The organism is Candidatus Leptofilum sp., from assembly GCF_965223285.1.
Taxonomy (GTDB): domain Bacteria; phylum Chloroflexota; class Anaerolineae; order Promineifilales; family Promineifilaceae; genus Leptofilum.
Genome location: NZ_OZ244997.1, coordinates 20,930 through 34,500 on the forward strand (window position 1 = coordinate 20,930; position 13,571 = coordinate 34,500).

Sequence of the window (13,571 nt, forward strand, 5' to 3'; positions counted from 1 at the left end):
AATCCTTAACGCCAACCCAATTCAGAACAAAACTGACGATACCGTGCTTTGAGGGAACGGCCGTCTTTCGGCAAAAAATAATCCACATGAGAACCATCTCGCAGGTCGTGCCAACCTTGGGAAAGGTTGGCTGCCAACCAGGCGATCCCTTGTGAAGTGGCCTGCTTTACCTGAGGGCGCAACACAACCCGCTGCGTCAGGTTGGCCAACCGCTGGCACAAGCCATCCAAAGCTGATAGCCCACCGGTAATGCGAATCCGCTTGACGCTTTGGCCAGTGTTGCTCATCGCTTCCAGATTGATGGCTACAAGAAAAAGAATGCTTTCAATAATGGCCACTGCCTGCTCGCCAAGTGAGGGTTCAGACTGTCCGTTACTTAAAAACCGTGGATTTTGCTCGCTGCGCCAAAATGGCGAGCCTAACCCGCCAATCGTGTTGATGAAGATGGGTGGTGCCTCCACCTCGCTCAGCCACTCTGCCAAATGGGCCGTCATGTTTGGCTCCTGCCACTGGTCGGCTGCCCATTTAATGGCGGCCCCCGCCCCGTTGACAGTGCCCTCCAGCAAATAGGTGACGTGGTCGTCGCTGCTGTTAGCAATGCTGGCCAGCAAGCTGGGATGCTGCATGAGTTGCGTGTTAGTAGAAAGCAGCACAAATGCCCCTGTGCCCACGTTGACAATCAGCGTGCCGTCTTCCAGCTTGCCGGGACCGTGTATGGCAGCATTTTGGTCACCGTTAACGGCCGTTAACGGAATCTCCGTGCCGCGAATGGTGCCAAAGTAAGATTGGGTTGGTTGGCAATCAGGCAATAAGCCGCGGTCGATGCCAAATTCCCGCAGCAGTTCGGATGACCATTCATGCTTTTGCAAATCCATAAGCTGGGTGCGGGACGCATTGACGTGATCCACAATGCAGGGCGTGCCTTTCAGCAAATTGGCGATGACAAACGCTGCCAGGGGGCCGAAGATGAGTGTTTTGTTTTGTAACGGCCGTTCCAATTCCGGGTAGTTGTCTAACATCCAGCGCAGTTTGCTCGCCCCATAATGTGGTGACAAAAAGAGACCGCTCTTCTTTTTAATGGCAACCCCTTTGCTGGCCAACGGTACCAAATATTCGGCGGCGCGGCGGTCTTGCCAGCTCAGGACCGGAGTCAACGGGACGCCATTATGCCGGTTCCAGGCTACAATGCTGGAGCGTTGGCAGGCCAGCCCAGCACAAGCGACGCCGCGCTTCTGCACAACCGGATCGTCCAGAACATGCTGCATCACTTTGTGAACGGCCGTGTTGATCTCTGTAGGGTCCTGCTCAATCTGGCGGCTGCTTATTTGGTGGAGTGCAATAGGCTGGTCGGCAAAAGCGAGCGCATTGCCTGCATAATCATACGCCGACGCCCGCACGCTCAATGTGCCCACGTCCAACGCCAAAATCAATTTATCTGATTGCGGATCTGCAAAACCCGTCATGTAAAAAAAATCCAGGTTGGGGGAACTTCCCGATTTCTCTTCCTGTCGCCGTGTTCATACCAGCTTCCTAATTTGTTTGCAAGAAATGTCATAGTAATTGCACAAATTTGCACAACAAGGCAAAATCAGCTTGTAAATATGTGCAAAATGAGGTGAGGCAATGGATGCCAAACAAAAACAGTTAGAAAACGCCCTTCACGCCGCCCAAATGTATTATTACCAAAATCTGCCCATGAAAACGATCGCGGCCGAGCTGCAAGTCTCCCACTCCACCGTGTCGCGATTGCTGAGCTGGGCCAGAGGTCAAGGGCTCATCGAAATCCGCATCAACGACATTCGCGGCCGCGCCGATACGCTGGAAGAATCGCTCAAACTTCACTTCAAAATTCCTCACGTGCAAATTGTGCCTGTGCCAGAAATTGCCGGTGAGCAAGCATGGCAAGACCGGGTTGCCAGAGTTGCGGCCAGCTACCTTAACCAGGTTGTCGAATCAGGCATGATCTTGGGCGTTGCCTGGGGCGGTACGATGAATTTGGTCGCCGCCAACCTGACGCCAAAATCTTTGATGGGAGTGCAGGTCGTGCAGCTCAACGGCGAGGAAATTGTTTTTAACCCCAGCGTGAATCACGCAGGCTGGCTGGTCTCCAAATTTGCTAATAATTATGAAGGAAAAGCGCATCTGTTTCCGGTGCCCACCTTTTTTGACTACCCAGAAACAAAAGAGACGCTGTGGCGCGAGCGCAGTATCCAGCAGGTGCTAGATTTGCACCGCCAGGCAGACATTTTGCTTTTCACTATTGGCTCTTCCCAAGGGCAAATGATGAGCGCCACTTACATGGGCAACTATCTACAAGAAAGTGACTTCGCCGAGATGGCGCAGGAGGGGGTAGTTGGTGACATTGCCAACATCATGATTCGGCAAGACGGTAGCTATGAGGGAATTCCGCTAAATGAGCGTGCCTGTGGCCCAAATTTAGAACTATTTCGCCGCGCCAATCGCTCGATTTGTGTGGTTTCTGGGTACAATAAATTGGAAGGGTTGCGGGCTGCCCTCGCTGGCGGCTACGTCACCGACCTCATTTTGGATGAACCCACAGCACACAAATTATTGACATCTATCACCTCGTAGGGTTTTTGATGCGAATTTACGCTAAGGGAAACGGCCGTTAAAAATTCACCATTCTCAATTCACGATTTACAATTGTTTATGGCCCAGCCGCGGGGACGAGGAACTCCCCTACCGACCAACCTTCCGTGCCGTCATCCAGTTGAATTTGCCACCACAGGCGGTTGTTGGCTTCATCTGGTTCGGGACCACCAATCACCAAAACGAGCGACCCTTCATCCACCACTGTAATTTGAGCGTTGCTGGTGCTGGGACCACCGCGCAGATTGATGCCAAAGCCATCTGTGTTGGCCACCTGGGCATAAAAACCAACGGTGATCTCTGGGGGCGCAACGGCCGTATCCGGCGTAGGTATTGGCGTGAAGGTAGGGATGGGGCTGGGCGTAGGCAGCGGCGACGTAGGTGACGGGATGGGGCTAGGTGGCGCAGTCAAGATGATAAGCGTCGGCTCAATGGGAGCAGCTTCCAACGGTGGGCGGGCCAACAGCGAATTGACCAACGCCAGTGCCAAACCAATGCTAATGACGGTGACAACCAACCCTAACCCCAGCCAACGCCACGGGGTTGGTTCTTGACCGCCATTTGGCGCATCTTGCCGTAAACGACGCGGCCGTTTATCTGGCGAATCTTTTCGCTTAGACTTTCTGGGGTCTTCGGGAATTTGGTATCGAGCCATTAGGTTGCTGCTTTTGCCTCCAGGACGAGAAGGGTTAAATCATCAAACGGATCGGCACTGCCCTGCCATTGGGCCACATCCTTCACCAGGTAATCCACAATTTCAGAGGCTGATTTACTTTCGCAGTTGGCGACGGCAGCGGCAAGCTGCTGGTTTCCATACCCTTCATCAGACTCATTAACTGCATCGGGTACGCCATCGCTGAATAGTACCAGCCGATCGCCTGGCTTCAGCTCAACAGTCTCCTCGGTCAGTTCCAAATCGGGCATCATGCCCAAGAAGCGGTCGCCACCAGGCAAAGCCATCACTTCACGACCAGGACGCAAGAGGAACGGCCGTTCATGCGCCGCCCGAATATACGTCAAACGACCAGATGGGCGGTGCAGCACGCCGTAAAATGCCGTTAGAAAGACCTCATCATTGTTGGCAATGTCAAACATGCCGCGATGCACCGCCAAGGCCACTTCAGCTGGCGAAAGTGATTGCTGCCCCTCACGCAAAAAGAGCGTGCGCGTCACGGCCATGAACAGCGCAGCGTGGAAACCTTTGTCGGCAACATCCGCAATGAGCACCGCTACATGCTCGTCGTCAATCTCCAACACATCATAGAAATCCCCACCGACCTGCCGAGCTGGTTCCAGGTAAGCGGCAAAACCATAATCTGGAAAATGAGGCAAATCAGCCTGTAATAAATTGCGCTGCACCTGCGCCGCCAGCTCCAGCTCGCGCTCTAGCCGCTCTTGCTCTACCAGCTTTTCCTGGGCTGCTTTAAGCCGCTCATACGCTTGTTCCAACGCTTCATTTTTGGCTTGTAAATCTTCAATGTACATCTGATCCAGATTACGGGCATTGGACAAAATGCGCTGAAGCAGCAGGTTGGCCAGTGACGGGCTGTTCATCACAAACTTGTCGAACGCTTCTTCGGTAACTTCTAGCACGGTGGTGGGGGTGATGGTGACGCAGTTGGCCGCGCGGGGGGAGTCGTCGATGAGGCCCATTTCGCCAAAGTAACCATTTTTGCCCACCATATTGAGAATTCGTTCCTCACCATCATCCAAAACGCGGACGATAGCAACGCTGCCTTTCACGACCACATAAAAAACATGCTCCACCTCGCCTTGATGGCATAAGGTCGTGTTGGGTGGATATTCGGCGCGCTTGGCCACCTGGCGCAGTAGCTGTAGCGTTTCCTCATCCAGCCCCTTTAAGGCACTGCGAATAACGGCCGTTGTTCCTGAATCCATAAGTTTATCCCTGCTTCTCTGCCAAAAAAGCGAGCAATTTCGGCAAAGGCCAGCTATTCACAATATGCTTGGCCGTGGCCCAGCCGCGCTGTGCCGTAGCCACACCGTAATGCAGTAGCTCAAATTGATCCACATGATGGGCATCGCAATTGATAGACAGCATCCCGCCTAGCTCCACAGCGCGGCGCACGTGGCTGTCGCGCAGATCCAGGCGCGACGGATTGGCATTGATTTCGAGGATGGTTCGGGTAGAAACGGCCGTTTGCAACACTGCCTCCATGTCCAAATCAGCCCCCGGCCTGTCTGGCAGCAGCCGCCCGGTGGGGTGGGCAATCATATCCACATGCGGATTGTGCAGGGCGTTCATGATGCGGGCCATCACCTGATCACGCGGCTGGTTCAGGCTCACGTGCAGGCTGGCAATCACAAAATCGAGCCGGGCCAGCACCACATCTTCAAAATCGAGCGAGCCGTCGGCCTTGATTTCCATCTCCGTACCGTGCAAAATGCGGAACCCTGGCCCCATCTCCTCGTTAGCGGCAGCGATTTCCTCCGCCTGCTGCCAGAGCTGTTCTGGCGTCAGCCCGTTGGCAATGCCCAAACTTTGCGAATGGTCGCTGATGACAATATGCTGGAAGCCACGCGCCTGCGCCGCTTGGGCCATCTCCAACACAGTCATTTTGCCGTCGGACCAGGTGGTGTGCATGTGCAAATCTGAAATTATTTGCTCGATTTTGATGACGTCGGGCAGCTGCCCTTTTTGCGCCGCCTCAATTTCACCTCGATCCTCGCGTAGCGTGGGCAAAATGTAAGGAAGATTGAGCACGTCGTATAGCCTTTCTTCGCTGTCACACACAATTTCGTCGGCACCATCGGTGGGCGTGAAGGCGTGTTCATTGAGGCTTAAGCCTTGCTTTAATGCCAATTCGCGCAGGCGCACGTTGTGGTCTTTGCTGCCCGTAAAGTAGGAAAGCAGCGTTCCCCATCGCGCAACAGGCAGCACGCGCAAATCCACCTGCATGCCGTTGTGCAAAACCACGCTCGATTTGGTTGGCCCATGCCCAGAAACGGATTCGACGCGGGGCATATTCACAAAAGTGTCCATGATTGGCGCGGCTTCGTCGGCAGCTACCAGCAAATCCACGTCCCCAATGCTTTCTTTCATGCGACGGAGAGAACCGGCAACGGCCGTTTTCACCACACCGGGCAACTGTTCCAACTCTGCCAAAATTGCCTGCGCCAGCGGCCATGCTTCCCCGATTGGGGTGCGATCATCACCGTGCCGGGCCAACGCTTCAATCGCTTTTATCAGCTTCGCCTCGGTTTTGGCCCCCATCTTGGGCAGTTCGCGCAGTTTGCCTGCTTTGGCCGCCGCATCCAGCTCTGCCAAGGTGGTGATGCCCAGCGTCTCATAAACTTGCTTCACCCGCTTCGGCCCCAGACCATCTACCTTCAGCATTTCCACCAACGTTGGCGGAATCTCCTGGGCTAGCTTCTCATAAAAAGATAGCTTGCCTGTGGTAAGCATCTCCTCAATTTTCTCGGCCAGCGTTTTGCCGATGCCCGGAATGTCGGTCAGCTCACCCGCCTCGTACACTTGGTTAATATCGCGCCCCAGCTCCTGAATAGCTTCACTTGCACGCCTGTAAGACAAAACGCGATGGATAATGTCCCCACGAATGGCAAGCATGTCGGCTACGTCTGCAAATATTTTGGCAACGTCACGATTATTCATGGAGCAATTATAGCAGTGGGTAGAGAGTTACAAAATGTAGGGGAGTGGGCGTGCTAAAATACGGCCGTCTACCAATACAAAACGTTGCCAAAGGGGATGCTATAAAGGGGATGCTATTATGAATTAAGAAACCAAAGACCCTCTACAGATTTGTGCTTTTTCAACGCGGGGCATCCCTTAAACTTATAAACAAATGTCCCCCAATTGTCACCAAAAAATCTATTTATTACATTGGTTGTCATCTATCTGAAGCCATGCTAACATTACCCACTTCACTATTTACCTCTACACACTGCTCACATTGCAGCAACTTTATTCAAATTCTCAATTAAGGAGGAGAATATGAAAAGCACCCGTAAGTGGACCCTTTTAACCGTTCTGTTCCTCTTGCTTGGCCTGTTTGTCGTCGCTTGTGGCGGCGGTGCAGCCACAGAAGAGGAACCAGCAGCCGACGATACAACCGAGGAAACGGCTGACGATGAAGCCATGGATGACGAGGCCATGGATGATGAAGAAGCCATGGACGACGAAGAGGCTATGGACGACGACGAAGCCATGGATGACGAAGAGGCTATGGACGACGAAGAAATGATGGCGTTCGAGCCAATGTCAGTTGCAGCCGATAGCTGTGACTATGGCGGTAAGATTAGCTCCATTGAAGCTGTGGATGAACTCACGGTAGTCTTCAACCTGTGTAAGCCAGACCCGGCTTTCCTGGCGAAAATTGCTTTCACTCCCTTTGGTATTCAACCATCTGAATATATTGAAGCCACCGGCGGCACCGGGGACATCCTGGAACAACCTATTGGTACTGGTGCTTACATGGTTGATGAGTGGGTTCGTGGCGATTCTGTTATCTACAAGCGTTTTGATGATTATTGGGGGACGCCGGCTGTGGCAGAAACGGCCGTACTCCGCTGGAGCACCGAGGGTGCCGCTCGTTTGCTAGAACTGCAAGCTGGTACCGTAGATATGATCACCAACGTTAGCCCCGATGACTTTGAAGCTGTAGAAGCAGATCCGAATCTGCAACTCCTGCCTAACGTTAATCCAAACGTTCTCTACCTGGCCATGACAAATACTTTTGAGCCATTCGACAATGTTGACGTGCGTAAAGCCATTGCGATGGGTATTGATCGTCAGCGGATTGTTGACAACTTCTACCCCGCTGGCTCCACCGTTGCCGATTACTTCACCCCCTGCTCCATTCCCAATGGCTGCACCGGTGACGTTTGGTACGACTTCGATGCAGAAGCGGCTCGCCAGATGCTAGCTGATGCTGGCTACCCCGATGGCTTTGAAACCGCTATCTACTATCGCGACGTATTCCGTGGTTACCTGCCAGAACCTGGTCTGGTTGCCGTAGAATTCCAGACCCAACTCCGCGAAAACTTGGGCATCGAGGCTGAGGTAATCGTGATGGAGTCTGGCGCGTTTATTGATGAATCTACAAGCGGCCGTTTGGACGGGTTCTACCTGTTGGGCTGGGGCGCAGACTACCCCCATGTCACCAACTTCCTGGACTTCCATTTCAGTTCAGAAAACCCGCAGTTTGGCGATCCGCATCCCGAGATTTACGAAAAACTATTGGAAGCCTCTACAATTGCAGATGTAGACACGGCAGCCCCGCTCTATGAAGAAGCTAACAACGCTATCCGCGAACTGGTGCCAATGGTGCCAATCGCGCACGGTGCTTCTGCTGACGCCGCGCTGGCCAGCGTAGGCAATGCGTACGTACCACCATTCGGTGCCACCAGCTTCCAGCTGCTCGATCCGGGCAAAGACACCCTGGTCTTCATGCAAAATGCTGAACCGATCAGCCTCTACTGCACGGACGAAACCGACGGTGAATCGCTGCGGCCATGCCAGCAAGTAGTTGAAACGCTGCTAGCCTACCAGACCGATTCCGGTGCCACTCAACCAGCCTTGGCTACCGAATGTACCGGTAACGAGGACTCCACTGTTTGGACCTGCTCCTTGCGTGAGAGCGTTGTTTTCCATGATGGCTCCCACTTCGATGCCAATGACGTCGTTGCTTCCTGGGCGGCTGGTATTGATGCCTCTAACCCGAACCACGTTGGTAATACTGGCTCCTTCCAATATTACTCCTACCTGTGGGACGCTTTGATGAACGACAGCGGGGAATAATTCCCTTGCACAATGAGTGAGATGGTGCGTTAATAGATACACCATCTCATTCATAGCTTGTTTAACAAATAGAGAGCATTTAGTGAAAACAATGCGGGATGGCTACATGGGTATATTCATGTTGGTCATCCCGCATTTTGGTAAACATCATCGCAACGCGAAGCCAATCTGGCTGCGGAGAAAAGAAAGCTCATGGTCCAATACATCGTTCGGCGCATTTTGCTGGCTATCCCCGTTCTATTCACCATTCTAATTGTTGTCTTTGCCCTGGCACGCGCTATTCCCGGCGACCCTTGTAAATCTATTTTGGGTGAAAAAGCCAGTGCAGAAACGTGCGAGAATTTCACCAAAGAATTTGGGCTGGATCAACCTGTTCCCGTGCAGTTTGGTATCTATTTACAAAATGTCCTGAAAGGGGATTTAGGTACCTCCATTCGATTCGGCCGTCCCATTACCCAAATCTTGGTTGAACGCCTGCCAATGACAGATGAATTAGGCCTTTCGGCGATGTTTCTGGCATTAATGATAGGTATCCCGGCTGGCATCATTTCGGCCGTGCGCCGGAACTCCATCGTGGATGTTCTTACTATGATCGGGGCAAACATTGGTGTTTCCATTCCGGTATTCTTCCTGGGCCTACTGCTTATTTACTTTTTTGCAGTCATCCTGAAAGATACTGGTTTTGCCCTTCCCCCCTCTGGCAGATTGTCTCCAGGCGTTACGCCAGACCCATTTTATGAGCTATGGCAATGGCAGGCAGAAGAAGGCACCTTCAGGTTCCTGGTTTATGAATTCATTTCCAATCATTATGTTTTTAATGCCCTAATCACCGGGGATTGGGAGGTGTTTTGGGACGCAATCAAGCATCTGATCCTGCCAGCCTTGGCATTGAGTACCATTCCCATGTCCATTATTGCTCGCATGACGCGCTCTAGCATGTTGGAGACTCTGGGGTTGGATTATGTGCGCACTGCAAAGGCTAAAGGATTGCCAAATCACATGGTCGTCTTAAAACATGCGCTGCGGAATGCCCTGCTACCAGTTGTAACTATTGCCGGTTTGCAGTTAGCAGGCATTTTGGGGGGTGCTGTACTAACAGAAACAATTTTCTCATTACCTGGTGTTGGTCTCAGTGTTTTTGAAGCAATTACCGCCAGAGACTTTCCGATCATTCAAGGCTTTGTGGTTGTGATTGCCTTCATTTATGTGTTTCTCAATCTGGTTGTAGATATTTCTTACGCAATTTTAGACCCCAGGATTCGCTTAGATTAATGCGCCCAAAAAAGTAGGATTCACATGACTTCTGTTGCCCAAATTCCCGATGACAATATTGCCGATATTCGTGATTATCGGTCAAATAGCCTATGGCGTCTGACACTGCGGCGCATATTCCGGCAGCGTTCGGCCATCGTAGGGATCACCATTTTGGCTATCTTGTTTGTTATGGCAATTTTTGCGCCATTTATTGCGCCTTATGACCCTACCCAAGATTTTATCGGTGAAGAAGGTGTTCGACGGCGCGACCCACCCTGTATTCATCTTTTAGGGTGTCCAGAGGAGCAGCCGCAATTTTTGCTGGGGCTAGATGGCAATGCACGGGATGTATTTAGCCGGATTTTGTACGGCACGCGCGTCTCCCTGCGCATTGGGTTTACCGTCATTACAGTGGCAATTGTGAGCGGCACAATTTTGGGTGCCATTGCCGGTTATGCTGGTGGCTGGCTCGATAATTTAATTATGCGAATTATGGATATTGTCCTGGCGTTTCCCTTTTTCCTTTTGGCCATTGCCCTTGTTTTTGTTCTTGGCCCTAGTCTGACGAACGCTATGTTGGCCATCGCCATTGTGAGTATCCCTTCTTATGCCAGGGTGATTCGCTCGACTGTCTTATCTGTGCGTGAAGCGGATTATGTGGAGGCATCACGGGCTTTGGGTGCGAGCCATTGGCAGATTTTGTTCGGCCGTATTTTGCCCAACGCGCTGCCACCACTGATTGTTTTAGGCACCTTGGGTATTGCCACCGCCATTTTGGATACGGCCGCTCTCTCCTTCCTTGGTTTGGGGGCACAACCCCCCACACCTGAATGGGGCACAATGCTTGGTTCTGAGCGCAACCAGATTTTCAGTGCGCCCCATCTGGTCTTTGTACCGGGCATCGCCATCTCAATTACGGTACTGGCCTTCAACCTGCTGGGCGATGGCTTGCGTGACGCACTAGACCCCCGTTTGGTAAACGCTGGCGCTGATTCAAAATAAGCAGCTTGGGGAGAAACGGCCGTTTCTCCCCGACTTCATAGCACTATTCCCCCTAATTTAGTAGGACCATTTTCTATTTCACCCCCTAAAAATAGCTCTTTACATGACATAAATTTTGTTGACTTTACTTAATGTGAAGCTATAATGTGATTATTATGTCGCCTTATTACAGGATGGTGCATTGGCTACCAGACTGGTTTCGCATCTGGATACAAAATCAGTTGCTTCCCAGCCTGGGGTTGCAACCACAAATCATTGCCACCAGCTTGTTCCGAGGCGTCCTGGATTCATTTCTTTTTGTGGCTTTGGCAACAGGACTTTTGGCAGGCGGTCGCTACTATCTGGAAGGACAGTATGCTCTGCCAAGCAGCATTCAAGAAACGGTCATTAAATGGGCACCCATTGCCGACCACATTGCCCGCGAAGCAGATATCCCGCGTGAGGTTCCTCTCGTATTGTGGTTCAAAGAAAACAGTATGCGGGCTGAAAATCCAGAAAATTGTACAGGTATTATTGGCGCATATGATTTGGTTCGCTCCGGGGAACGGCCGTGTTTCACGCCCGGCCCTATTTCAGACCTAGAAGTCAGCGAACAGCTAGCCATTGCGGCAGTGGAGTTCAAAATTCGCTGCCCGGAAATTACATACCTGACTCACGACCCAGACACAATTAAGCGATGCTATTTTGCCTACAATGCAGGTTCAGGTGCGGCAGCAAGGCTGGACGCCAATAAATCTGCCTATGTCATGAACAACTATGATGAAAACTACACCGACATGGTTTATTCAGATGTGGAGTTAGGAACGGTGGCTGTGACCTCTTTAGGGGCTTGGCCAGCGCATCTGGCCTTTCAAAGTTTGATTGTGAGTCAGATGGATTCGGAAGAACGGCCGTTGTCACTATCCATTCTCAACATCAGTACCCAAATATATGATCTTGGCACCCAGGCATGGCATGAACTGGCAGGCACCTCACTTCGTGGCAGCGAATTGATGGCCTTGCCCAGCGTTCGAGCTACAGATGACACAAGCTGCCTGGGAGAGCCTCATAAATTGGGTCGCTTTAGCTTGCGCCCCCGCCTCAATCCCGTTTCCGAATCGCCACTTCTCACCCAAGATATTCATGGGTGTAGCTACAGTTTGCCTGGCCTGGATATTTCCAGCAGCAACCGCTCTGCTGTTTTGGTTGCTCCCATGCCGGGCGAAGTCACCACCTTTACCGACCAGTGGTACAACAGCACAATTCGCATCGAAAATAATGAATGGATCGTTTGGCTACTGCATCCGCGTTCATACTTTGTTGAGGAAGGTACCGTAACGCGCGGCCAGGCGGTTGGTGTGATGGGTGCTGTGGGCTACGCGACAGGCCCACACGTCCATTACACCATTTACGACAAAGTGAACGAAACTTTTGTCGATCCAGCCGGGTTTCTACCGTAAATTAGCTGCAAAGTCCGCCGCAGAGAGGAAACCTGTAAACAAACAAACTCGTCATCATAGCAAATAAGGAGTTGAAGATGGACTTTCTAGAACTTTTAAAATTTGCCCCACTAATTTTAGGCTTTGCCTTTATTGCCTTTTTGCTTTTCCGTAAAGATGCCTTTAGCTCCTTTAATCTGGGCAAATTACTCACCTATTTTATTGGCGTATTGATTACCTTTTTTGTTGTGGGCTGGTTTGTAGATTCTTTCGTGTTTTCCTGGGCTAACGATCGCCTTGAAAACGCCGACAATTCCGCAGAGTTCCAAGAATTTAAGAATCGCAGCGAACAAATCATTGATAACTCCTTCAATGACGAAGCAGGCACAACTATTGTACAACCCCAACCAACAACGGTTCAGGTGCAAATTGTCGTAACTGCTACACCAACACCGGGTTCTGGTGATCCCACATTGCGCCCAGAAACTGGACCAACCCAGTACACAGTAATGGCAGGCGACACTCTTTTTGGGATTGCCCAACGGTATAAAACAACTGTCAATGACATTATGATTGTGAATGGATTGACCTCGCACACCATTATTCCCGGGCAAGTGTTAAACATTCCTGCACCGTCACAATAATTTGGTGAATGGTGATAATTTATTAAATGAGCGAACGAAACCGCAGAGAAACCGGAACAGGCTTTATCGGTCTGCTTGGCAGCTACTGGCGACGGCTGCCCCAAAATTTCCGTTGGAATATCGAAGATACCTTCCAGCCGGAAGATTTGGAAGAACGCTTGCTGCCAAATGAGGAGCCACAACTAGAAATTCGTTTGGCGTGGTATCGGGATATTATTGGCAGTGTGGTTTTTCATTATTTCAATTATGTTTTAGGGGTCACCTTGCTGCTCATTGTGGGCATTATGCTATTTGCATTGCTCACCGGCGGTTTATCTGTTTATTGGGCATTTTCCCCACCGGTCTTGCTGCTGGTTCTGCTTGTCTATGCCGTAATGGAACGCATTGAATATCGCCAATGGCGGCTGCTAAAAACCAATGCACGCCTCATCATCTCTATTCCCCAACCCGGATCGGTTTTTCTGGTTGACAATATTGAGCTAAAGGGTTTGCCGCAGGTGGTGGATACGAACTGGTCTCCCAATCCAGTTTGGCGGGTTTTTCAGTTTTTTACCGGAGCGCGTGATTTATACCTGAGTTTGGCGGCTTATCGATTTGTAGAAGGTACGGCCCGCGTGGGTGATGCGCTTATCATCCCGGATGTGATGCCAGATCAGGTTTATGCTCTAAAACGCTTGATCTTCCCTGTTCCTATTGGTGGCCCACAAAAAGTAACTTTCGCAGGAGCGCAAGAGGTTAAATTCCCAGAGCCGCAAAAGGTTATTCCGGTTGATGAACCAGATGAGCCTGACGAACCGGAATAAATCTTGCTACGCAATTTAAAAAGGACAACCATGTGAGGGCTGTCCTTTTTTTGTTTTG

The 13,571-nt window shown here is 51.2% G+C and carries 11 protein-coding genes; 7 read left to right on the plus strand and 4 right to left on the minus strand.

Going from position 1 to position 13,571, the window contains the following annotated elements; genetic code table 11:
- Positions 1-5: 5 nt before the first annotated feature.
- On the minus strand, positions 6-1,463 hold the full coding sequence (locus ACOQPU_RS00605; protein ID WP_420643199.1) for an FGGY family carbohydrate kinase: 1,458 nt from the start codon (positions 1,461-1,463) through the stop codon (positions 6-8).
- Positions 1,464-1,623: 160 nt separating this feature from the next.
- On the opposite strand from ACOQPU_RS00605, the gene ACOQPU_RS00610 reads away from it, so the two are divergent.
- Positions 1,624-2,592 carry a sugar-binding transcriptional regulator gene (locus ACOQPU_RS00610; protein ID WP_420643200.1) on the plus strand — a complete coding sequence of 323 codons (969 nt, stop codon included), beginning with the start codon at positions 1,624-1,626 and terminating at the stop codon, positions 2,590-2,592.
- A gap of 76 nt (positions 2,593-2,668) precedes the next feature.
- On the opposite strand, the gene ACOQPU_RS00615 is transcribed toward ACOQPU_RS00610, so the two are convergent.
- From ACOQPU_RS00615 to polX, 3 genes are read right to left on the minus strand one after another with little or no spacing between them, the layout of a single operon-like run.
- Positions 2,669-3,265, minus strand: coding sequence for an SH3 domain-containing protein (locus ACOQPU_RS00615; RefSeq protein ID WP_420643201.1), 597 nt, complete (start codon positions 3,263-3,265; stop codon positions 2,669-2,671).
- Positions 3,265-4,509: a SpoIIE family protein phosphatase gene (locus ACOQPU_RS00620; RefSeq protein ID WP_420643202.1), complete on the minus strand. Its 1,245-nt coding sequence runs from the start codon at positions 4,507-4,509 to the stop codon at positions 3,265-3,267. Before ACOQPU_RS00620 ends, ACOQPU_RS00615 begins: the two co-directional genes overlap by 1 nt.
- A 4-nt stretch (positions 4,510-4,513) precedes the next feature.
- Positions 4,514-6,244: a DNA polymerase/3'-5' exonuclease PolX gene (polX, locus tag ACOQPU_RS00625; RefSeq protein ID WP_420643203.1), complete on the minus strand. Its 1,731-nt coding sequence runs from the start codon at positions 6,242-6,244 to the stop codon at positions 4,514-4,516.
- A 342-nt stretch (positions 6,245-6,586) separates the two neighbouring features.
- Here polX and ACOQPU_RS00630 point away from each other — a divergent pair, with 342 nt between their 5' ends.
- The 6 genes from ACOQPU_RS00630 to ACOQPU_RS00655 all read left to right on the plus strand — a co-directional run bounded on the left by ACOQPU_RS00630 (position 6,587) and on the right by ACOQPU_RS00655 (position 13,513).
- Positions 6,587-8,392, plus strand: coding sequence for an ABC transporter substrate-binding protein (locus ACOQPU_RS00630; protein ID WP_420643204.1), 1,806 nt, complete (start codon positions 6,587-6,589; stop codon positions 8,390-8,392).
- Positions 8,393-8,584: 192 nt separating this feature from the next.
- Positions 8,585-9,664 carry an ABC transporter permease gene (locus ACOQPU_RS00635; RefSeq protein ID WP_420643205.1) on the plus strand — a complete coding sequence of 360 codons (1,080 nt, stop codon included), beginning with the start codon at positions 8,585-8,587 and terminating at the stop codon, positions 9,662-9,664.
- A gap of 24 nt (positions 9,665-9,688) precedes the next feature.
- Complete coding sequence (locus tag ACOQPU_RS00640; RefSeq protein WP_420643206.1) at positions 9,689-10,648, plus strand: ABC transporter permease; 960 nt, start codon at positions 9,689-9,691, stop codon at positions 10,646-10,648.
- A gap of 155 nt (positions 10,649-10,803) precedes the next feature.
- Positions 10,804-12,087, plus strand: a complete 1,284-nt coding sequence (locus tag ACOQPU_RS00645) for a M23 family metallopeptidase (protein WP_420643207.1) — start codon at positions 10,804-10,806, stop codon at positions 12,085-12,087.
- Between the two features lie 71 nt (positions 12,088-12,158).
- Positions 12,159-12,710 (plus strand): LysM peptidoglycan-binding domain-containing protein, encoded by a 552-nt coding sequence (locus ACOQPU_RS00650; RefSeq protein WP_420643208.1) that lies wholly within the window; start codon positions 12,159-12,161, stop codon positions 12,708-12,710.
- Positions 12,711-12,736: 26 nt separating this feature from the next.
- The gene (locus ACOQPU_RS00655) at positions 12,737-13,513 is read left to right on the plus strand and encodes a hypothetical protein (RefSeq protein ID WP_420643209.1); all 777 of its coding nucleotides are present in this window, start codon (positions 12,737-12,739) and stop codon (positions 13,511-13,513) included.
- The last annotated feature ends 58 nt before the right edge of the window (positions 13,514-13,571 follow it).